The sequence below is a fragment of the Microbacterium sp. CFBP 8794 genome (assembly GCF_014841235.1).
Taxonomy (GTDB): domain Bacteria; phylum Actinomycetota; class Actinomycetes; order Actinomycetales; family Microbacteriaceae; genus Microbacterium.
In genome coordinates, this window is the sequence record NZ_JACYTT010000004.1 from 425,804 (window position 1) to 446,360 (window position 20,557).

23 protein-coding genes are annotated in these 20,557 nt (G+C 73.0%); 13 read left to right on the forward strand and 10 right to left on the reverse strand.

Going from position 1 to position 20,557, the window contains the following annotated elements; all coding sequences use genetic code 11:
• The first annotated feature begins 143 nt into the window (after positions 1-143).
• Complete coding sequence (locus tag IFU19_RS12910; RefSeq protein ID WP_192014275.1) at positions 144-1,199, forward strand: ABC transporter permease; 1,056 nt, start codon at positions 144-146, stop codon at positions 1,197-1,199.
• Positions 1,196-1,888 (forward strand): ABC transporter ATP-binding protein, encoded by a 693-nt coding sequence (locus tag IFU19_RS12915; RefSeq protein WP_192014277.1) that lies wholly within the window; start codon positions 1,196-1,198, stop codon positions 1,886-1,888. The genes IFU19_RS12910 and IFU19_RS12915 overlap by 4 nt, the downstream gene beginning before the upstream one ends.
• Positions 1,889-1,926: 38 nt before the next feature.
• Here the strand turns inward: IFU19_RS12915 and IFU19_RS12920 are convergent, their stop codons facing one another.
• Positions 1,927-2,286: a hypothetical protein gene (locus IFU19_RS12920; RefSeq protein ID WP_249405451.1), complete on the reverse strand. Its 360-nt coding sequence runs from the start codon at positions 2,284-2,286 to the stop codon at positions 1,927-1,929.
• 230 nt (positions 2,287-2,516) lie between these two features.
• Here IFU19_RS12920 and IFU19_RS12925 point away from each other — a divergent pair, with 230 nt between their 5' ends.
• Both IFU19_RS12925 and IFU19_RS12930 read left to right on the forward strand, forming a co-directional pair.
• Complete coding sequence (locus IFU19_RS12925) at positions 2,517-2,798, forward strand: metal-sensitive transcriptional regulator (RefSeq protein WP_055838744.1); 282 nt, start codon at positions 2,517-2,519, stop codon at positions 2,796-2,798.
• A 139-nt stretch (positions 2,799-2,937) separates the two neighbouring features.
• Positions 2,938-3,273 carry a heavy-metal-associated domain-containing protein gene (locus IFU19_RS12930; RefSeq protein WP_082509534.1) on the forward strand — a complete coding sequence of 112 codons (336 nt, stop codon included), beginning with the start codon at positions 2,938-2,940 and terminating at the stop codon, positions 3,271-3,273.
• A 22-nt stretch (positions 3,274-3,295) separates the two neighbouring features.
• Here the strand turns inward: IFU19_RS12930 and IFU19_RS12935 are convergent, their stop codons facing one another.
• Entirely contained in the window at positions 3,296-3,577 is a 282-nt protein-coding gene (locus tag IFU19_RS12935) for a hypothetical protein (RefSeq protein WP_055838747.1), read from the reverse strand.
• A 99-nt stretch (positions 3,578-3,676) separates the two neighbouring features.
• The gene (locus IFU19_RS12940) at positions 3,677-4,228 is read right to left on the reverse strand and encodes a helix-turn-helix transcriptional regulator (protein WP_192014279.1); all 552 of its coding nucleotides are present in this window, start codon (positions 4,226-4,228) and stop codon (positions 3,677-3,679) included.
• Positions 4,229-4,361: 133 nt separating this feature from the next.
• On the opposite strand from IFU19_RS12940, the gene IFU19_RS12945 reads away from it, so the two are divergent.
• The 4 genes from IFU19_RS12945 to cydC are packed head-to-tail and all read left to right on the forward strand — an operon-like array spanning position 4,362 to position 10,248.
• Positions 4,362-5,801, forward strand: coding sequence for a cytochrome ubiquinol oxidase subunit I (locus IFU19_RS12945; protein WP_192014281.1), 1,440 nt, complete (start codon positions 4,362-4,364; stop codon positions 5,799-5,801).
• A gap of 9 nt (positions 5,802-5,810) precedes the next feature.
• Entirely contained in the window at positions 5,811-6,842 is a 1,032-nt protein-coding gene (gene cydB / locus IFU19_RS12950; RefSeq protein WP_192014283.1) for a cytochrome d ubiquinol oxidase subunit II, read from the forward strand.
• Complete coding sequence (gene cydD / locus IFU19_RS12955; protein ID WP_192014285.1) at positions 6,839-8,527, forward strand: thiol reductant ABC exporter subunit CydD; 1,689 nt, start codon at positions 6,839-6,841, stop codon at positions 8,525-8,527. The genes cydB and cydD overlap by 4 nt, the downstream gene beginning before the upstream one ends.
• Positions 8,524-10,248 (forward strand): thiol reductant ABC exporter subunit CydC, encoded by a 1,725-nt coding sequence (cydC, locus tag IFU19_RS12960; RefSeq protein ID WP_192014287.1) that lies wholly within the window; start codon positions 8,524-8,526, stop codon positions 10,246-10,248. Before cydD ends, cydC begins: the two co-directional genes overlap by 4 nt.
• On the opposite strand, the gene IFU19_RS12965 is transcribed toward cydC, so the two are convergent.
• The 4 genes from IFU19_RS12965 to IFU19_RS12980 all read right to left on the reverse strand — a co-directional run bounded on the left by IFU19_RS12965 (position 10,224) and on the right by IFU19_RS12980 (position 13,552).
• Entirely contained in the window at positions 10,224-11,300 is a 1,077-nt protein-coding gene (locus tag IFU19_RS12965) for a sulfate/molybdate ABC transporter ATP-binding protein (RefSeq protein ID WP_192014291.1), read from the reverse strand. The genes cydC and IFU19_RS12965 overlap by 25 nt on opposite strands.
• Positions 11,297-12,076 (reverse strand): molybdate ABC transporter permease subunit, encoded by a 780-nt coding sequence (modB, locus tag IFU19_RS12970; RefSeq protein ID WP_342343421.1) that lies wholly within the window; start codon positions 12,074-12,076, stop codon positions 11,297-11,299. The genes IFU19_RS12965 and modB overlap by 4 nt, the downstream gene beginning before the upstream one ends.
• Positions 12,073-12,852, reverse strand: coding sequence for a molybdate ABC transporter substrate-binding protein (modA, locus tag IFU19_RS12975; protein WP_192014293.1), 780 nt, complete (start codon positions 12,850-12,852; stop codon positions 12,073-12,075). Before modA ends, modB begins: the two co-directional genes overlap by 4 nt.
• Positions 12,853-13,156: 304 nt before the next feature.
• Positions 13,157-13,552, reverse strand: a complete 396-nt coding sequence (locus IFU19_RS12980) for a TOBE domain-containing protein (protein ID WP_192014295.1) — start codon at positions 13,550-13,552, stop codon at positions 13,157-13,159.
• A gap of 103 nt (positions 13,553-13,655) precedes the next feature.
• Here IFU19_RS12980 and moaA point away from each other — a divergent pair, with 103 nt between their 5' ends.
• Genes moaA through IFU19_RS13005 form a run of 5 tightly spaced genes read left to right on the forward strand, consistent with a single transcriptional unit; the run spans position 13,656 to position 17,632 of the window.
• Positions 13,656-14,882, forward strand: coding sequence for a GTP 3',8-cyclase MoaA (gene moaA, locus IFU19_RS12985; RefSeq protein WP_191915961.1), 1,227 nt, complete (start codon positions 13,656-13,658; stop codon positions 14,880-14,882).
• Positions 14,879-15,649, forward strand: coding sequence for a HesA/MoeB/ThiF family protein (locus IFU19_RS12990; RefSeq protein WP_055938563.1), 771 nt, complete (start codon positions 14,879-14,881; stop codon positions 15,647-15,649). Before moaA ends, IFU19_RS12990 begins: the two co-directional genes overlap by 4 nt.
• Before the next feature lie 29 nt (positions 15,650-15,678).
• The gene (locus IFU19_RS12995) at positions 15,679-16,902 is read left to right on the forward strand and encodes a molybdopterin molybdotransferase MoeA (protein ID WP_192211981.1); all 1,224 of its coding nucleotides are present in this window, start codon (positions 15,679-15,681) and stop codon (positions 16,900-16,902) included.
• Positions 16,899-17,399 (forward strand): cyclic pyranopterin monophosphate synthase MoaC, encoded by a 501-nt coding sequence (gene moaC, locus IFU19_RS13000; protein WP_055838771.1) that lies wholly within the window; start codon positions 16,899-16,901, stop codon positions 17,397-17,399. The genes IFU19_RS12995 and moaC overlap by 4 nt, the downstream gene beginning before the upstream one ends.
• Positions 17,396-17,632 carry a MoaD/ThiS family protein gene (locus IFU19_RS13005; protein WP_055838773.1) on the forward strand — a complete coding sequence of 79 codons (237 nt, stop codon included), beginning with the start codon at positions 17,396-17,398 and terminating at the stop codon, positions 17,630-17,632. The genes moaC and IFU19_RS13005 overlap by 4 nt, the downstream gene beginning before the upstream one ends.
• A 185-nt stretch (positions 17,633-17,817) precedes the next feature.
• On the opposite strand, the gene IFU19_RS13010 is transcribed toward IFU19_RS13005, so the two are convergent.
• From IFU19_RS13010 to IFU19_RS13020, 3 genes are all read right to left on the reverse strand, one after another.
• Positions 17,818-18,246 (reverse strand): molybdenum cofactor biosynthesis protein MoaE, encoded by a 429-nt coding sequence (locus tag IFU19_RS13010; RefSeq protein WP_055838775.1) that lies wholly within the window; start codon positions 18,244-18,246, stop codon positions 17,818-17,820.
• Positions 18,243-18,725 carry a molybdopterin-binding protein gene (locus IFU19_RS13015; RefSeq protein WP_192014297.1) on the reverse strand — a complete coding sequence of 161 codons (483 nt, stop codon included), beginning with the start codon at positions 18,723-18,725 and terminating at the stop codon, positions 18,243-18,245. The genes IFU19_RS13010 and IFU19_RS13015 overlap by 4 nt, the downstream gene beginning before the upstream one ends.
• A 78-nt stretch (positions 18,726-18,803) precedes the next feature.
• Positions 18,804-20,402 carry an SDR family oxidoreductase gene (locus IFU19_RS13020; protein WP_055838780.1) on the reverse strand — a complete coding sequence of 533 codons (1,599 nt, stop codon included), beginning with the start codon at positions 20,400-20,402 and terminating at the stop codon, positions 18,804-18,806.
• Positions 20,403-20,557: the final 155 nt, after the last annotated feature.

The following is a 20,557-nucleotide window of genomic DNA, read 5'->3' on the forward strand; positions in this document are numbered from 1 at the left end:
CGATCTCCAGGCTACGGATGCCGCGCCACGGGCGGATCATCCGAAAGGTGGAGAGGGAGTTCGTCCCGGCCGCCGATGACCCGCCGCCGCGCCACGGCGACAGTGGAAGGAGCCGGGGAGATCCGCCGGCGGAAGGAGGCGACGTGTACGTCGCATGGCGCGATCTTCGGTTCGCCCGCGGGCGGTTCGCCCTCATCGGGGCGGTCGTCGCCCTCATCACCCTGCTCGTCGGCTTCCTCTCGGGGCTCACCGGCGGCCTCGCCGCGCAGAACGTCTCGGCGGTGCTGGCCCTGCCGGGCGACCGGCTCGTGCTGCAGCCGGTCGGAGGCGCCGCGGCGACCTTCGCCGACTCGAGCCTCGGCGACGCCACCGTCGCCGCGTGGACCGCGACGCCGGGCGTGCGGGCGGTCACGCCCGTCGGCATCGTGCAGACCCGCGCCGCGGGGCCGGGTGGCAGCGGCGGCGTCGCCCTGTTCGGGCTCGACGCGGCCGGGATCTCGCCGACCGCCGACGGCGACGTCGTGCTGTCGGCGGGGGCGGCGAAAGCGCTCGGCGCCACCGCGGGCGACGACGTGACGATCTCGGGCTCCGCGTACCGCGTCGACGAGGTCACCGGCGATTCCTGGTACAGCCACTCCCCCGTCGTCGCGATGACCCCCGCCGCGTGGGCCGACATCGACCGCCGGCTGGGCGGGCAGGGCGACGCGACCGTGCTCGCGGTGTCGGGGACGCCCGACTGGGCGGCCGCCTCGGCCGCCACCGGCACCATGGCATCCGCTCCCGTCGCCAGCCTCACCGCGCTGCCGACGTTCCGCTCCGAGATCGGCTCGCTCGCCCTCATGATCGCCATGCTGTTCGCGGTCTCGGCGCTGGTGGTCGGCGCGTTCTTCACCGTCTGGACGATGCAGCGGGCCGCCGACGTCGCCGTGCTGAAGGCGCTGGGGGCGAGCACCCCGATGCTCCTCCGCGATGCGCTCGGACAGGCGCTGATCGTGCTGGTCGCGGGCGTCGGAGTCGGCATCGGCCTCACCGCGGCACTCGGCGCGCTCGCGGGCGGTGCGCTGCCCTTCGTCCTCAGTCCGCTGACCACCCTCGCCCCCGCGCTCGTCATGATCGCCCTCGGCGTGCTCGGCGCAGCCGTCTCGCTGCGCATCGTCACGGCATCCGACCCCCTCACCGCTCTCGGGAGCACTCGATGATCCTTCTCGACGACGTCACCCTCACCTACCCCGACGGGGACGCCCGCGTCACCGCGGTCGACCACGTCTCGCTCGAGGGGCGCCCCGGGCTCGTCACCGGGATCACCGGCCCCTCGGGCTCCGGCAAGTCGAGCTTGCTCGCCCTCGCCGCGACCCTCGCGAGCCCCGACACCGGACGCGTGGTCGTCGACGGGGTGGATGCCACCGGGCTCAGCGCCGCGGGCCGCACGGCGCTGCGACGCGAGCGCATCGGCATCGTGTTCCAGCAGCCGCAACTGCTCCCCGCCCTCACCGCGCGCGAGCAGCTCTGCGTGATGGCCGAGCTCGGCGGGCGAGGGCGGCGCGCGCGCCGGGCCGCCGTGCGCGGCCGCGTCGATGAGCTGCTGGATGCCGTCGGCCTCGGTGACCACGCCGACCGCCGCCCCGCGCAGCTCTCGGGTGGCCAGCGTCAGCGCGTGGCGATCGCGCGCGCCCTCGTGCACGAGCCGCGGGTGCTGCTCGTCGACGAGCCGACGAGCGCCCTCGACAGCGCTCGAGGCGCCGAGATCATGGCGCTCCTCTCGCGTCTCACCCGCGAACGCGACACGGCCACGCTGCTCGTCACGCACGACCTCGTGCACGCGGGTGCACTGGATGCGACGGTCGAGGTGGTCGACGGGCGGGCGTCACTCGTGGCGTCGCCGGCGTGAGCGCGAGGTCGCGCCGCCGGGGATGAGGAGCGTGGGCGTCACCACCCGACGGTGTTGAACCACTCCCGCCGCCGGTCGGCCTCGCCGCGGCTCTCGTCTCCGCGCCAGGAATCGTGCGGGGCGAGGCGCCCGTCCTCGAGATCGACGAACGCCCAGCACACCGGGCAGAGCGCCCGGCCGCCGGGGTAGCCGTCGGGCAACGGAGGGGCGGCCTCGGCCGGGGTCCCCGCGCCCGCGCACTCGGGCGGATCGGCCTGCAGGTCGTCCCACAGCAGACGCCCACCACGGCGGTGGTGGAGGCCTCGGTGGCCGGCCTCACGGGTGCAGATCTCGCCGTTTCTTCGGCTGAGACACAGCTTCCGTGCCGCGCCGGGGAGCGCCGCCAGGGTTCTCGTCATCTTCCGATTCTCGCCGCTGCGAACGCAACGGGGGCAGGTGCGGGATGCGCACGGGACGGTGGGGGCCGGTGGGGAAGGGATCGGCGGTCATCGCTGACCACCACCGGTGCGACGAGAGAACATGTCGACCTCCTGGACTTTCCACGATCCGTCACTCCTGCCTCGCTGCCGAGGGGGTTGACAGTGGGGGACGCCGTGCTAGGCATACCCCACGGGGGTATCATCGACACATGCACGGATACGAGGGGCACAAAGACGATCTCCTGAAGCGCCTGCGCCGCGCGGAGGGACAGGTGCGCGGCATCGCCCGCATGGTCGACGACGACCAGTACTGCATCGACATCCTCACGCAGGTGTCGGCGGTCACCAAGGCCCTCGAGAACGTCGCCCTCTCGTTGCTCGACGACCACCTGTCGCACTGCGTCGCCGAGGCGGCCCAACAGGGCGGCCCCGTCGCCGAAGAGAAGCTCAAAGAGGCGAACCAGGCCATCGCGCGTCTGGTCCGCTCATGAGCGACGCGGGCGGAGCGCACCTCTCCGATCGTGCCGAGCGCCGACTCCGCGGCCCCGTCGGCGCGACCGCGACCGTAATCTCGGCCACATCCTCCGCAACGACCCTCGCGCCGTGAGCGCCCCATCGAAGGAGACCCCCATGACCGAACGACGCCTCGACCTCGGCCTGTCCTCGACGAACGTCGGCGGCTGCGGCTCGGACTGCGGCTGCGGACACGCGTCGGCGCCCGCCGCCTCCGCCGTCTCCGCTGCTTCCGTGGCGGCCGCCGACACCCTGCGCGTGGAGGGGATGACGTGCGACCACTGTGTGCGCGCGGTCACCGAAGAGCTCTCCGCCCTCGACGGCGTCGAGGTGGTCGACGTCGAGCTGCACGTCGGAGGGGAATCGCTCGTGCGCATCGCCTCGACGGGCGCCGTCGACGAAGCTCAGCTCGCCGCGGCGATCGACGAGGCGGGTTACACGCTCGCCCGCTGAGACCGCCCTCTCGAGGGCGAGGTCAGAGCACGCGCCGCAGCAGCGCGTCGACGGCGGCATGGAACGTGACGTTCTGCGACACCTCGACCGCGCGGTCGTAGCGCGTGCCGCCCAGGGCCACGAAGACCGCTCCGACGACCTCGACGTAGCCGACGATGTACCCGTCGCGAGCGACCTCGTACAGGTCGAGGTCGATGCGCGTCCACGGGATCTCGGTGAAGGCGGGGGACGTGACGGGCGAGGAGGCGTTCGCGGCGACCTTCTTCGTCGACCCTCGGCTGGTGAGAGGTGCTTCCATGACCATGCGAGTGCTCCTTGGGTCGTCCGCGTCCCTCCAGACTGCGACGCGACCCGGTGACGCACCGCGGGCTTGACGAAAGGCCCGGACGGGGATACTCGCGGGTCAGAGCGCGGAGCGCGCGGGCCGACCGCGTCGCGGCCGATCGGCCGACAGCGCGAACGGGGCGCTCTCGCGCGTGAGCTCTTCGACGTCGTCGAGCCAGCGCAGGTCGGCGTCGAGCCGGGCGCGTCGTGCGGCGCGCACGATGGCCGCCGAGACGGCATCCGTCGTCTCGCTCGGCGCTTCGGGGTCGGCAAGCGCCTGCCGCACAGCCGCGCGCTGAGCCGAGAGGATGCCGTCGACGTCGGCGCCGGGAAGAGTGACGGCCAGCGCGATCTTGAGGGCGACCTCGTCGCGCTTCTCGATCTGCGACGCGGTGGACAGCCAGGTGCGCGCTTCGAGGCGTCCGGCCTCGGTGGGCTCCCACAGCATGCGCCCCTCGTCGTCGAGGCCGCAGCCGACCACGAGACCGTCGCGTTCGAGGCGTTCGAGGGTCGTGTAAACCTGCCCGACGTTGACCGTGGCGCCCGTGCGCCGTTGGTACTCCGCGCGCAGCTGAGAGCCGTAGCAGGCACCGCGATCGAGGATCGCGAGCAGGCTCTGACGTACCGACACGGCGGCCTCCCGGCGGGCTCGAAAATGACTTGCTCAGTATATGGTTCGACGCCGAGGCAACCCCGAACGGCGCTCCGGAGCCCGGCGTAGCATGTGGTCTGACCACACAACCCGGTTCGATCGGAGGCTCCTGATGGAGTGGCTCGACCCCCTGGCTCTCGCCCGCTGGCAGTTCGGGTTGACGACCCTGTACCACTTCCTCTTCGTGCCGCTGACGCTCGGAATGTCGCTGGTCGTGGCCATCTTCCAGACGGTCTGGTACCGCACCGGAGACGTGCGCTGGCTGCACATCACGCGCTTCTTCGGGAAGATCTTCCTCATCAACTTCGCCATGGGCGTCGTGACGGGGATCGTGCAGGAGTTCCAGTTCGGCATGAACTGGTCGTCGTACTCGCGCTTCGTCGGCGACGTCTTCGGCGCCCCCCTCGCCTTCGAGGGACTGCTCGCGTTCTTCCTCGAGGCGACCTTCATCGGCCTCTGGATCTTCGGGTGGGACAAGCTCCCCCGCCTCGCCCACCTCGCGAGCATCTGGATGGCGACGATCGGCGCCACCCTCTCGGCGTACTTCATCATCGCCGCCAACGCCTTCATGCAGAACCCGGTCGGGTATCAGATGTCCACCGAGGGGCATCGCGCCGAACTCGTGGACTTCTGGGCCCTGCTGACCAACCCCGTCGCCCTCGCCGCCTTCCCGCACACGATCTTCGCGGGCTGGATGTTCGCCGCCATGATCATCGTCGCCATCTCGGCCTGGCATATGGCCCGCGGCCAGAACACCGACATGATGCGCAAGACCCTGCGTTTCGGCCTGTGGTCGACGCTCGTATCGTTCGTCCTCGTCGCCGTCGTCGGCGACCAGCTCAGCCTGGTCATGGTCGCGACGCAGCCGATGAAGATGGCCGCCGCCGAGGCGACGTTCCACACCGTCTGCGGTCAGGATGCCTCGTTCTCGATCTTCACGCTCGGCACCCCCGACGGCACGAGCGAGCTGTTCTCGATCCGGGTGCCGTTCCTGCTCAGCATCCTGTCGACGCACTCGCTCGACGGCTGCGTCGAGGGCATCAACGACTTGAACACGCTGTACAGCCAGCAGATGTTCCCGCAGTTCGCCGACCAGGTCGACGGCAACTTCGCGCCCGTGCTGTGGGTCACCTACTGGGCGTTCCGCTGGATGATCGCCCTCGGCGGTATCGCCGCGCTGGTCAGCGTCGTGGGCCTCTGGGTCACGCGCAAGAAGGCCACCCGCCCGGTCGCTCCGTGGATGTGGCGCGTCGCGATCTGGGCCGCTCCCCTGCCGATGCTCGCGAGCCTCGTCGGATGGGTGTTCACCGAGATGGGCCGTCAGCCCTGGATCGTGTTCGGCCTCATGCTCACGCAGGACGGCGTCTCGCCCAGCGTGCCGGGCTGGAGCGTGCTCATCTCGCTCGTCGCCTTCACCCTCGTGTACGCCAGCCTCGCCGTCGTCGAGTTCGGACTCATCAAGAAGTACGCGCAGAAGGGTCCCGACCCCCTGCCCGACCCGGACGCCGTGCACGACGACTCCGTCGAGAACACCCCGACCACGGTCTACTAGGAGCCCCTCATGGACCTCGCACACCTCTGGTTCTGGATCGTCGCCTTCCTCTTCGTCGGCTACTTCGTGCTCGACGGCTTCGACTTCGGCGTGGGCATGTCGATCCCCTTCCTCGGCAAGGACGACATCGCCCGCCGGCAGATCATCAACACGATCGGTCCCGTATGGGACCTCAACGAGACGTGGGTCATCGTCGCCGGCGCCGCCCTGTTCGCGTCGTTCCCCGAGTGGTACGCGACGCTGTTCAGCGGCTTCTACCTGCCGCTGCTGGCGATCCTGCTGGCCCTCATCGCCCGGGGCGTCTCGTTCGAGTACCGCCACCAGCGCGACTCCCTGCGGTGGAAGCGCTCGTTCGACCGCATGATCGTGATCGGCTCGGCACTGCCCGCCTTCCTCTGGGGCGTGGCGTTCGCGAACATCGTGCAGGGCGTACCCCTCGACGCCGACCACGAGTACGTCGGCACCGTGCTGACCCTGCTGAACCCCTACGGCATCCTGGGCGGACTCACGACGCTGAGCCTGTTCTTCCTGCACGGGTTGTTCTTCGTCGCGCTGAAAACCGACGGGCAGGTGCGCGCCGACGCCCGGTCGCTCGCGAAGAAGGCGGGGCTCGCGACCATCGCCCTCGCCGCGCTGTTCCTCGGGTGGACGATCGTGAACGCCGCGAACGCCCAGGCACCCCTGCTGCTCGGGGTCGTCGCCCTCGCGGGCATCGCCGCTCTGACGCTCATCGGCGCGTGGGTCGCGAACCTCCGCGACCGCGAGGGGACGGCGTTCACCCTCGGCGCGGTCACGATCGTCGCCGCGGTCGCGGCCCTGTTCTTCGCGCTCTTCCCCAACGTGATGCCCTCGACCCTGGGGGCCGGATCGAGCCTCACGATCGACAACGCCTCGAGCACCGACTACACCCTGACGATCATGAGCTGGGCGGCACTGATCTTCCTGCCGCTGATCCTCGCCTACCAGGGCTGGACGTATTGGGTGTTCCGCAAGCGCGTGACCCGCGCGCGCATCGAGAAGGCCGCGCTGGTGGCGCATTGAAACCCGTCGATCCCCGGCTGCTGCGCCACGCCACCGCCTCGCGCCGCTTCTTCGCGGTCACGGCGGCGATCGTCCTCGCCCAGACGGGGGTGATCGTCGGCTTCGCGGGGGCGCTCACCGCCGCCCTCGTCGGCGCGATCGAGGGCCGACCGCTCGCGGAGCTCTGGGGCTACGTGGGGATCGCCGCCTCGCTCGCCCTGCTGCGCGGGCTCTTGATCGCCGCCTCCGAGCGGGTGTCGGCGCGCGGAGCCGCGGCGGCCTCGTTGCAGCTGCGGCGAGCGCTGGTCGCGGCGGTCGCGCGCCTCGGCCCGGCATGGCTCTCGCAGCGCAACTCGGCGAGCCTCGCCCTGACGGCGGGGCACGGCCTGGAAGCCCTCGACGCGTACTTCGGGCGCTACCTGCCCCAGCTGGTCGCGACGGTGATCACCCTGCCGATCCTCATCGGCGCGATGACCCTGGCCGACCCGCTGTCGGGCCTCACGGTCGTGCTGACCATTCCCCTGATCCCGCTGTTCATGGTGCTCATCGGCCTCGCGACCCGCGGCGTGCAGCAGAAGCAGTACCGCACTCTCGGTCGCCTCGCCGCGCGCTTCGCCGACACCGTCGAGGGGCTCGGCACCCTGAAGGTGTTCGGCCGCCAGCACCGGGCCGCCGACACGATCGAGACGGTCACGCGCGACTACAAGCGCGAGACGATGACGGTGCTGCGCGTGTCGTTCCTCTCGGGCTTCGCGTTGGAGTTCCTGGCATCCATCTCGGTCGCCATCATCGCCGTCACCATCGGCTTCCGCCTGCTGGCGGGCGACCTCAGCCTGCTCGTCGGGCTCTTCGTGCTGCTGCTGGCCCCCGAGGCGTACCTGCCCCTGCGGCAGGTGGGCGTGCAGTTCCACGCCGCGAGCGAGGGGGTCGCGGCGACCGAGCAGATCTTCGACGCCCTCGACGCCGCGCACGCCGCCGATGTTCCGGATGCCGTCACCCCGGCGCGCGGGACGACGCTCGCGCTCGAGGGGGTGCGCGTGCACCGCGAGGGGCACCGCTCGCCGCGGGTGTCGCTGTCGGTGGGGCCGCGCGAGGTGGTGGTCGTGTCGGGGCCGAGCGGTGTCGGCAAGTCCAGCCTGATCGCGGCCCTGCTCGGTTTCGCCGACCACGACGGCGAGGTGCGCCTGGACGGGACCGCCGTACCGCACGCCCGCGACAGCATCTCGTGGGCCGGGCAGCGGCCGGGACTCGTGACGGGCACCGTCGGCGAGAACGTGGCCCTGGGCTCGACCCCGGACGCCGCGGCGATCCGTCTCGCCCTCGACGACGCGGGGGCCGCCGACCTCGACCCGGCCACCCCGCTCGGCGCGAACGGCGCGGGACTCTCGGGCGGGCAGGCGCAGCGCGTCGCCGTCGCCCGGGCGCTGTACCGGGCACGGGTCGTGGGGACGCCGTTCATCGTGCTCGACGAGCCCTCGAGCGCCCTGGATGCCACGACCGAGGCGCACCTGTGGGCGACGCTGCGCCGCGAGGCCGACGCCGGCCGCGGGGTCCTGCTCGTCTCGCACCGCCGGTCGGCGCGCGCGATCGCCGACCGCGTGGTCGAGGTGGACCCCCCGCGTGAGTCGCCAGGATCTGTCGCTTCCGCGCTCGTCGCGGCGACGAATCCTGGCGACTCGCGCGCGAGTCGGGCGGCGCGGTCGTGAACGACCGGGTGCGGGGGATCCTGCGATCCGCCCTGCCGTCGCCGAGGCGCTTCGCTCCGGCCGTGATGTCGGGCTTCGGGTCGGCGGCGAGCGCGATCGCGCTGCTGGCAGCGAGCGCGTGGCTGATCGCGCGGGCGGCCGAGCAGCCCCTCGTGATGTACCTGTCGCTGGCGGTCGTGGGCGTTCGGGCCTTCGCACTGTCGCGCGGGGTGTTCCGCTACCTCGAACGGCTGAGCGGGCATGACGCCGCTCTTCACCAGCTGGCCGGGGTGCGCGCCGAGCTCGTGCGCGACCTCGTGCCCCTCGCTCCCGATGGTCTCGGCCGCGCCCGCCGCGGCGGACTGTTGTCCAGCGTCGTCGACGACGTTGAAGAGTTGCAGAACCTGCCGCTGCGCGTCGTGCTGCCGCTGGCGACCGCGGTGCTGACGGCCCTGGCCGCCGTGGTGTTCGTGGCCCTCGTGTCGTGGCCGGCCGCCCTGGTGCTGTTCGCCTGCCTCGCCGCGGCCTTCGCCGTGGCCGTCGCCGTGGGGTGGGCCGCGGGGGCCCGCGCCGAGCGCTCGATCTCGCCGCTCCGCGCCGATGTCGCCGACGCCCTGCACGACCTGCTGACGAACCTCGACGTGCTGACGGCCTACGGGGCGGGGGATGCCGCCCGCGAGCGCATCAGCCGGGCAGACCGGGCGCTGCGCCGTGCCGTCGTGCGCCGGGGCGGGGCGCAGGGACTCACCGCGGGGGCCGTGTCGGTGCTCGCGGGACTCGCCTCGGTGGCTGCCCTGCTGGTGGCTGCCCCCGCGGTGACCGGCGGCACCCTGTCAGGACCGGGCCTCGCCGTGGTCGTCCTGCTGCCGATGGCGGTGTTCGAAGTGTTCGGTCCCGTGCCGCTGGCGCTCGCGTCGTGGCGGCAGGTCCGGCGCGCCGCGGAGCGCATCGCCGAGGCCGTGCCCGACGGCGTGCCCGAGGGCCTTCCCCGCGACGAGCCGGCCGCCACGGGCTCCGCGCCGGCGCTGGGTTCGGGCCTCTCCCTCGTCGGCGTCTCGGCGCACTGGCCCGCGCGGGGCGACACCGATGCCGACGCCGGGCGGCTGCACGACGTCTCGCTGCACGTCGCCCCGGGCGAGCGCGTGCTCGTCAGCGGGCCGAGCGGCGCCGGCAAGACGACGCTCGCGCACGTGCTCGTCCGCTTCCTCGACGTCGCGGGGACATACGAGATCGGCGGAGTGGACGTGCGCACCCTGTCGGGCGACGACCTGCGCCGCACGGTGGGTCTCGTCGAGCAGTCCCCTCATCTGTTCGACGAATCCGTCCGCCAGAACCTGCTCTTCGCCCGCGACACCGCCACCGACGACGACCTCCGGGCCGCCCTGGCCCGCGTCGGCCTCGACGACTGGGTCGCCGAGCGGGGCGGGCTCGACGCGCGTGTCGGCGATCGCGGGGCGCTGGTCTCGGGCGGGCAGGCGCAGCGCCTGGCGCTGGCGCGGGCGCTGCTGCGCGGCTTCCCCGTGCTCGTGCTCGACGAGCCGACGGCGGGCGTGGACCCCGCGGCATCCGATGCCCTGCTGCACGATCTGCTCGGCGCCGTCGGACGCGATCGCGCCGTGGTGCTCGTGTCGCACGTCGAGGTGCCCGCCGGGCTGGTCGACCGCGAGGTGCGCCTGGAGGGCGGGCGCATGGTCCCGGGTGTCAGGGAGCGCGCTCGTCAGCGACCGCCCCGGTTCTCGTGAGCGCCCTCTGACGGCGCCGGAACGAACCGCACCCGCTCGGGCGCGACGCTCATCGACACCACGTCGCCCGGGCCCAGCCTGCCCGCGGCCTCCGGCGTGACCTCGACGGCTCCCGCATCGGTGACGACCCGCACGCCCGTCGGCGTCGCCTCCAGGTGGGCGACGGTCGCCCGGAAGCCCTCGCCGAGACGCCCGTCTACCGCGCGGAAGACCGCCGCGAGCGGCGTGCCGTCGACGCCCGCGAGCGCGCGAGACGCGGCATCCGATGCGGTCAATCGCACCCCGCCCCGCACGAACGCTCCCCCCTGGGCCACCCCGACGAGCCGTTCCAGGCCCGCGATCCGTGCCGCGACGTCGGTCGCCGGAGCGGTCAACACCTCGCGCACGGGCCCGGCCTGCGTCACGCGTCCGCGCTCGACGATCACGAGCCGGTCGGCCAGGGCCGCGGCATCGACGGCGTCGTGGGTCACCGCGACGGCCGTCACTCCGGCGAGGTGCTCACGCAGCATCGCGCGGATCTCCGAGGCCGTCACCGCGTCGAGCGCCACGAGCGGCTCATCGAGCAGCACGACCCGCGGTTCGGCGGCGAGCGCCCGAGCAACGGCGACGCGCTGCTGTTCGCCGCCCGACAATTCCACGGGGCGCCGGTCCCCCACCCCCGGGAGCCCCACGCGAGCCAACCATTCGTCGGCGCCGGAGCGGGCGACGGATGCCGAGACCCCGGCCGCACGCGGGCCGAAGGCGACGTTCTCGCGCGCGGTCAGGTGCGGGAACAGCCGCGCGTCCTGCCCCAGCAGCACGATGCCTCGGTGCATCGGCGCCGTGCGGAGCCCCGGGGCTCGATCGAGGACGCGCCCGTCCACCGCGATCTCGCCGCCGTCGAGCGGGATGAGACCCGCGAGCGCACCCATCAGCGTCGATTTGCCCGCGCCGCTCCGGCCCATCACGGCCACGGTCTCACCCGCGGCGACGTCGAGCGCGATGTCGACGTCGAAATCACGGCGGCGCACGCGCACCTCGGCGCGGAGCACCGCGGCATCCCGAGCCGTCATCGCCCCACCCCCGGCCGCCACCCGCGCACGAGCAGCAGCACCGCGACCGCCGTGATCAGCAGCAGCAGCGACAGGGCGACCGCGGTGCCCTGCGAGACGCCCGCGCCGTTGAACGCCGTGTAGATCGCCAACGGCATCGTCTGCGTGGCCCCGGGGCGGTTCCCGGCGAAGAGCGCGGTCGCACCGAACTCGCCGATCGCGCGAGCGAAGCACAGCACGATCCCCGCGACGATGCCGGGGGCGGCCAGCGGCAGCGTGATCCGGCGCAGGATCATCGCGCGGCTCGCCCCGAGAGACGCCGCCGCCCGCTCGAACTCGACACCGGTGCTGCGCAGAGACCCCTCGACCGCGAGCACGAGGAACGGCAGGGCCACGAACACCTGAGCGAGCACGACGGCGGGGGTGGTGAACGGCAGTCCGAGCGCGCCGAACCACCCGTTCCGCCCGAACAGGTACAGCAGAGCGACGCCGCCGACCATGGGCGGCAGCACGAGCGGAACGGTGACCAGCGCCCGCAGCAGCGCCGCCGTGCGCCCCGGGCTCCGCGCGATCACGAGCGCGAGAGGGATGCCGACGATCGCGCAGAGCACGGTGGCCACCGCCCCCGTGCCCAGCGACAGACCGAGCGCCGAGAGCGCGGCCTCCGAGGTCACGTCGCTCCAGAGCGTCGCCCACTGCACCCGGGCGATGAGCGCGGTCAGGGGCACGAGCAGGAACAGCAGCCCGACGACCGCCGGAACGATCAGCCAGCGCGGAACGTAGCCCGCTGCTCTCACGGGGCGCGGAACCCGGCGTCGGCGAGGATCCGCTGACCGTCGTTCGAGAGCACGAAGGCGACGAATGCCGCGGCCGCGTCGGGGTTCGGGGCGTCGGCGAGGGCGGCGATCGGGTAGCGGTTCACCACGGCGTCGGCGCCCTCGGGCACGATGGCCTCGACGTCATCCCGGCCGACCACGTCGGTGGCGTAGACGAGTCCGGCATCGGCTTCGCCGGCGGCGATCTTGGTGAGCACGGCGGTGACGTTCTGCTCGGCGCTGGCGGGCGTCACCGTGACGCCGGCGTTCGACAGCAGCGTCGCCGACGCCGCGCCGCACGGCACCTCGGGGGCGCACAGCACCGTGGTCACGCGCGCGAGGTCGGCGAGGGTCGACACCGCGCCGGGGTTGCCGGTGGGCACCGCGATGACGAGCGTGTTGCCCGCGAACAGCTGCGGGTCGGGAGCCTGGTCCGCCACCTTCGCCATGTTCTTCTCGTCGGCCGAGGCGAAGACGTCGGCGGGCGCGCCCTCGCCGATCTGCGTGGCGAGTGTGCTCGAGCCGTCGTAGACGGCGCTCACGGCGACCCCGGGGTGGGCGGCCTCGAAGGCCGTGGCGATCTCGTCGAACGACCGCTGCAGCGAGGCGGCGGCGTACACCTCGACGGTTCCGTCGAGCGTGGCTGCGGACGCGGCGGACCCGGATGCCGCGGGGGCGGGGGATGCCGTCGGGCTCGCGCAGGCGGCGAGCAGGGCGGCAGCGGCGAGGACGACGAGAAGACGGAGGGGGCGGCGCACGGTGGTCCTTTCGGCGGCGCCGGCGGCCCGCGACCTCCATTGTGCCCTCATTTGCGGACAATATGGCCGCAATTCTCCGCACTCGCCCTTCCGGTGCTCCACGCCACCACCGTCGCACCGAGCCGAACTCCTGAGAAATACGGCGTCCAGGCCACCCTCGGGCACCATCCGGCGCGCCGGGCCCCGAAACTCAGGAGTTCGGCCCGCGTCGACCGCCCGTCGAGGCCGGCGAGTCACGCCCGCTCGGCCGCCCGTCGACCCCGGCCAGCCACGCCCGCGTCGGGCGCTCAGCGAGGCCGCCGCCTCACGCCCGCGGAGCCTCCATGGTCACGACCGTCGCCTTCACCGAGGCCACCGCGAGCGACCCCGGGGCGAGCGCCAGCTCTTCCGCCGCCTCGGCCGACATCAGCGACACCACGCGGTGCGGCCCGCACTGCAGGTCGACCTGCGCCATGACGCCGTCGATCCGCACGCGCGTGACGATGCCGACGAAGCGGTTGCGCGCGCTCGAGGCGACCCCGGTCGGGTCGTCGGGCTCGTCGGCGAGCGCCACGGCCCGCTCCGCGAGGGCCGCCCCCGGGATCTCGACGGGCGAGGCACCCGTCGTCGGCAGCACGCCCTGGTCGATCCAGCGGCGGACGGTGTCGTCGCTGACGCCGAGCAGGCGCGCGGCCGTGGCGATGCGGAAGGTGTTCGGCATTCGACGACCGTATCGCCCGCGCGGTTCGCGGAGCTGTCACACCAGGAGATTCCCCGTAGCTCCCCACCGCCCTCCCCCGCCCCCGCGCGCTTAGGCTCGACTCATGGATGCCGAGCACACCACCACGAGGCCGGGCCCGGTCGTCGTGCCGCTCGGCGCCACCGTGACCGCGGGCGCCCCGGCGGGCCAGCTGGGCGCGATCCGCGCCACCGGCGCACCGCGCACGGGCGAACCGCGCACGGGATCATCGCGCACGGCAGAACCGCAACGCGAACCAGGCGCCGTCCGCGCGACCGGCGCCCCGCAAGAGGGCGGACTGCTCGACCGCTTCGGTCGCACCGCCCGCGACCTGCGCGTCTCGGTCATCGACAAGTGCAACCTTCGCTGCACGTACTGCATGCCCGCCGACGGACTGCCCTGGCTCCCCCAGTCGCAGCTCATGACGACCGACGAGATCCGCCGGATCGTCCGCGTGGCCGTGCAGTCGCTGGGCGCCGAAGAGCTGCGCATCACCGGCGGCGAGCCGCTCGTGCGCAAGGACCTCGAGTTCATCATCGCCGGCATCCGCGAAGACAATCCCGACCTGCCGATCGCGCTGACCACGAACGCGGTCGGTCTCGATCGCCGCGCCCAGGCGTTGAAAGACGCGGGCCTCACCCGCCTGAACGTGTCGCTCGACACCCTGCACGCCGAGACCTTCGCCTCTCTCACCCGCCGCCCCCACCTCGACAAGGTGCTCGCGGGCCTGCAGGCCGCCCGCGCCGCGGGCCTCGGCCCGATCAAGATCAACGCCGTGCTGCTGCGCGGCATCAACGACACCGAGGTCGTGCCGCTGGTCGAGTGGGCGGTGTCGAACGGCTTCGAGATGCGTTTCATCGAGGACATGCCCCTCGACGGCGACCGCTCGTGGACCGCGACGAACGTCATTCCCGCCCGCGACATCCGGGCCGCGATCGGCGAGGCCTTCGAGCTGTCGGCCGATCCCCGCGGCCGCGGTGCCGCGCCCGCCGAGCGCTGGGAGGTGCGCCGCCACGGTGAGACCGCCCTGGCCGGTCACGTCGGCATCATCTCGTCGGTCACCGAGCCGTTCTGCAACGCCTGCTCGCGCACGCGCGTCACCGCCGACGGCCGCATCCGCTCGTGCCTGTTCTCGCACGAAGAGACCGACCTGCTGAGCGTGCTGCGCGACGGCGCCGACGACGAGGGCCTCGCGCAGGTGTGGCGCGACGCGATGTGGGCCAAGCCCCGCGCCCACGGTTCCGACACGGTCGGTCTGGCACGACCCGACTTCGTGCAGCCCGAGCGCACGATGAGCGCGATCGGCGGATGAAGCCGCTCGTCGAGCCGGTGGCATCCCTCGCCCCCGAAGAGTTGATCCGCACCGCCCGCCACGCCGTGCTGCTCGGCATCGGCGAGGAGGGACAGCGGCGTCTGGCGGCCGCCCGCATCGCCGTCGTCGGCGCCGGCGGTCTCGGCTCCCCCGTGCTGCTGTCGCTCGCGGCCGCCGGTGTCGGCGAACTCATCGTCATCGACGACGACGTCGTGGAGCGCACCAACCTGCAGCGTCAGCTGATGCACCGCGTCGACGACATCGGCACCGCCAAGACGGCATCCGCCGCCCGCGCCGTTCGCGACCTCTCCCCCCTCACCGTCGTGCGCGAGCACACCGTACGGCTGACCCCCGACAATGCCCGCGAGCTGTTCGAGGGCGCCGATCTCGTCATCGACGGCAGCGACACCTTCGACACGCGCGAGGCCGTCGCCGCCGCGACCGAGTCCCTCGGCATCCCCCTCGTCTGGGGAGCCGTGCAGGAGTGGGCGGCGCAGGTGACCGTGTTCTGGTCGGCCCCGCCCGAGGGCCACGTGCCCGTGGTGCTCGGCGATCTGTTCCCTCCCGGCTCGGCCGGAGAACCGCCCACGTGCGCGCAGGTCGGCGTGCTCGGCTCGCTCTGCGTGCAGGTCGGCGGGCTGCTCGCGACCGAGGCGATCAAGCTGATCACCGGCGCCGGAGAACCGCTCCTCGGCCGACTCGTCGTGATCGACGCGCTCCGTGCGCGTCACGACGTCCTCCCGCTCGTGCCCGCGCGGCACCCGTGACCCGTCTCGCCCAGATCCCGGAGGCCCCGATGACCCCGCTGCTCACCGTCGAACAGCACCGCGACCGCGTGCTCGCCGCCGTCGCGCTGCTTCCCGCCGAAGAGGTGCCGCTGGCTGCCGCGGCCGGACGCACCCTCGCCGAGCCCGTGCTCGCCGCCCACGACCTGCCCGGTTTCGACAATTCGTCGATGGACGGCTTCGCCGTGCGCTTCGCCGACGTCGAGGGGGCGGATGCCGAGACCCCGGTGACCCTGAGGGTCGTGGCCGATCTGCCGGCCGGCACCGCCGACGACCCGACGCTCGCGACGGGTGAGGCCGCGCGCATCATGACGGGCGCGGCCGTTCCCGCCGACGCCGACGCCATCGTGCCGTTCGAGGACACGGCCGGGGGCCTTGCCGACTCGCTCGGCTCGGTCGAGGTGCGCCGGGGTCCCGCCGCTGCGGGCGCCTTCATCCGTCGCCGCGGCGGCGATACGCGCGCGGGTGACATCGTGCTCTCGCCCGGCGAGCGCCTCGGCGCCTTCGCCCTGGCCGCGGCGGCCGCCGCCGGCGTCGACACCGTGTCGGTCACGCGCCGCCCCCGCGTGGCGATCGTGTCGACCGGCAGCGAACTCGTCGCCCCCGGTGCAGCGCCCGAACGCGGCCAGACCCCCGATTCCAATGCGACGCTGCTGACCGCGCTCGTCACCGAGGCCGACGCCGAGATCGACCTCGTCGACCGCATCGGCGACGACCCCGCCGGCATCGACGCCGTGCTCGCCCGCGCGGCGCGCGCCCACGTCGTCGTGTTCACCGGCGGAGTGAGCGCGGGCGCCTACGAGCCCGTACGGCTGGCACTCGCCGACCGCATCGCCTTCGACAGGATCGCCATGCAGCCCGGCAAGCCGCAGGCCTTCGGCGTCCTCCCCGACGGTCGCCTCGTCTTCGGTCTGCCCGGCAATCCCGTGAGCGTCGCGGTGTCGTTCGAGGTGTTCGTGCGCCCCGCCCTGCTGGCGCTCCAGGGGCGCGCCGACGTCGACCGACGCCTCGCCCGCCTCACGGCATCCGAGAGCTGGACGACTCCGCCCGGACGCCGCCAGTACCTCCCCGCCGCGGTCGATCTGGTCGCCGGAACCGTGCGCCCGGCCACGGCCGGAGGGTCGGGTTCGCACCTCGCGGCCTCGCTCGCTCGCGCCGAGGCCTTCGCGATCGTCCCCGCCGACGTGTCGGCCGTCGCCGTGGGCGACCCGCTCGATGTCATGCTGATTCCATGACCTTCACCCACCTGGATGCCACGGGCCACGCCCGCATGGTCGACGTCACGCTCAAGCAGCCCACCGTGCGCTCGGCGACCGCGCGGGGCTTCGTGCGGTGCGCGCCCGAGGTGGTCGCGGCCCTCCGCGACGGCACCACCCCCAAGGGGGATGTGCTGGCCGTGGCGCGGATCTCCGGCATCCAGGCCGCCAAGTCGACTCCGGCTCTGCTGCCGCTGGCCCACGTCATCGGCGTGCACCGCGCCTCGGTGGAGCTCGAGATCACCGACGACGGCGTCGAGATCGAGGCCACCGTCGGCACCGCCGACCGCACCGGCGTCGAGATGGAGGCGCTCACGAGCGTCTCGGTCGCCGCCCTCGCCATCGTCGACATGGTGAAGGGCATGGATAAGGGCACCTTCATCGAGAACGTGCGCATCGTGTCGAAGACCGGCGGCAAGTCGGGCGACTGGCGGCGTCCGGGCGAGTCGGATGCCGCGGACGGGACGCCCGCATGAGCGTCCGCGTGCGCTACTTCGCCGCCGCCGCCGAGGCGGCCGGCACGGATGCCGAGGACCGCGCCGAGACGACCCTCGTCGCGCTGCGCACGGCGATCGCCGCCGCCCACCCCGCCCTCGTCGGCATCCTGGATCGCTGCGCCGTGCTCGTCGACGGGACGCGCCACGACGATGACGTGGCGCTCACCGGCGCGACCCACGTCGACGTGCTGCCGCCCTTCGCGGGCGGCTGAGCGCGCCTCACGAAGCGACGCGCGGCGACGTCCAGGTAGTCGCGCATCTGACTGCGCTTGACGATCAGGAAACCCTTGATGCGGGCGATCTCGGCGACGGTCGGGACCGTGACCCCTCCCCCGGAGGGGAGCGTCACTCGCTGCACCTCCAACGGCCGACGCCCGGAGGGCATCAGATCTGATACCTACCCGCCGAGGCCCTTCCATTCCGTGGTGCCGTCGGCCTCGACCTGACGCTTCCACACGGGGAGGTCGGTCTTGATCGTCTCGATCACCGTGCGGCACACCTCGAACGCCGCGGCGCGGTGACCGGATGCCACGGCGATGATCACGGCCGCATCGCCCACGCCCAGTCGCCCGACGCGGTGACTGACGGCGACGATCGCGTCGGTGCCGGCAGCGGCGTCCTCGGCGATGCGGTGAAGCGCCTGCTCGGCGTCGGGGTGCGCGCTGTACTCCAGGGCGACCACCGCGTCGGAGGCATCGGGGTCGGTGTCGCGGACGCGCCCGACGAAGGTGGTCACGGCCCCCGACGAAGGGTCCTCGACGGCATCGAGGTGCACGTCGAGGTCGAGCGGCTGCTCCGACAGGCGGGCGATGCGGACGGCACTCATGCGTGGTCTCCTCCGGCGAGCTGGTCAAGCACGTGCGGGGCGATCTCGGCGATCACCGTGATTCCGGATGCTACGGCGCGCGTGGATCCGGGAAGGTTGACGACGAGCACCCCGGGGTCGACGATCCCCGCCAGCCCGCGCGAGATGACCGACAGGGGGGTGTCGGCGAGGCCCCGGCGACGCAGCTCTTCGGCGATGCCGGGCAGCTCACGATCGAGCACCCGGGCGGTGCCCTCGGGCGTGCGGTCGCGGGGCGCGATGCCCGTGCCACCCGTGGTGACGATGAGTCCCGGCCCCTCGGCGACGGCGGCGCGCAGCGCGGCCTCGACGCTGTCGGCCCCATCGGGCACGACGACCGCGTCGGCGCAGATGAACCCGGCCTCGCGCAGCAGCGACACGGCGAGCGGGCCGCCGCGGTCTTCGCGCAGGCCCGCAGCGGAGCGGTCGGAAACGGTGATCACCCGGGCGACGTGCGGCACGGGATCAGCCTAGGTCAGACGCCCGAGCGGCGGACCCCGACGAGCGCGACGAGACGCGAGGAGCGCACGAGAGCATCGTCAGACCGTCTCGACCTCGGGGACCTCGGGCGCGAGGCGACCCGCCTCGGCCTTCGGCTCCGGATTATCGCGCTGCACGTGCTCGGCAGCAGCGGTGATGCGCTGGGCCATACCGCTGAAGATGAGGCCGTGGAAGGGCAGCACGGCCAGCCAGTACAGGCGCCCGGCGAGACCGGTCGGAAAGAAGAGCGCGCGCTGGTCGAAGCGCGCTCCGTCGCCCTCGGGGGTCGCGCGCAGTTCGAGCCAGGCTCCCCCGGGCACCTTCATCTCGGCGCGCAGGCGCAGCAGGTGCCCGGGCTCGATGGCCTCGACGCGCCAGAAGTCGAGCGCGTCGCCGACGGTCACGACCGAGCGGCTACGGCGACCGCGAGCGAGACCCACACCACCGACCAGGCGGTCCATCCACCCGCGGATCGCCCACAGCAGGGGCGAGGAGTACCAGCCGTTCTCGCCGCCGATGCCCTCGATGACCGACCACAGCTGCGCGGAGTTCGCCGTCGTCGTCATGGTGCGCTCGTCGGTGTACACCAGGCGTCCGGCCCAGTCGGGGTCGCTCGGCAGCGGGTCGCTCGGAACGCCCGAGACCTCGGCATCTTGCCAGCTGGTCTCGATGGCGTCGTCGTTCACCCGCCCGAGGGCGCGGCGGACGGCGTCGCGGTACGGCAGCAGACCCCCCTCGGGACGAGGCACCAGGTCGTCGATCGCCCGGTCCTTCACGACGCAGTCGTTCTGCAGCGACTCGACCAGGGGCCGTGCGATGGCCTTCGGGATGGGGGTGACGAGATTGACCCAGTGCGACGCGAGCCGGGGGGTGAGCACGGGCAGCGAGGCGATCGCGCGCTGGTGCAAGCCGGCCTCGAGGGCGTAGCCGTTCATCATCTGGCCGTATCGCAGCACGTCGGGCCCGCCGATGTCGACGGCGCGGTTGACGTTCGGCGCGACCCGAGCGGCTCCGAGCAGATAGTGCAGCACGTCGCGCACGGCGATCGGCTGGATGTGGTTGCGCACCCACTTGGGTGCCGGCATGTACGGCAGCACGTCGGTGAGGTGGCGCACCATCTCGAACGAAGCGGAGCCCGAGCCGATGACGACGCCCGCCTGCAGCACGAGCGTGGGCACACCGCTGGCCAGCAGGATGTCGCCCACCTCGACGCGCGAGCGCAGGTGCGCCGACAGCGTGGCGTCGTCGGGGTGCAGTCCGCCGAGGTAGACGATGCGCGACACCGAGGCCGCCGCCGCCGCGTCGGCGACCGTCTGCGACGCGCGCCGGTCGGTGGCCTCGAAGTCGCGGCCGCTGCCCATCGAGTGGATCAGGTAGTAGAGCACGTCGACCCCCTCGACGGCGCTGCGGACCGCGTCGGCGTCGGTCGCGTCGCCGGCGACCGTCTCGACCTCGTCACCCCAGGGGAACGCCTCGACGCGGCGCGGATCGCGCGCCATCACGCGCACGCGGTAGCCGGCCGAGAGCAGTCGGGGAACGAGTCGACCGCCCAGATATCCGGTGGCACCCAGCACCAGGGCGCGAGGGGCCGAGCCGTCGGGCCGGGGCTGGGCGACGAGCGCGGTTTCGCGGCCGGTGGGGGCGGAGAGCTCGGTCATGACCGCCACGGTACGCGCGGCATCCGACATCGCCGGGGGCTTGACGGACGCGAGGGTGAGCGCGTGCCGCCGGATCGTTCCGGTCCGCTCGACGCGCATCCCGGCCGCGGGTGGGGCGATCGGGTGCTGACCTTCCGCTATCACACGCTCTCGCG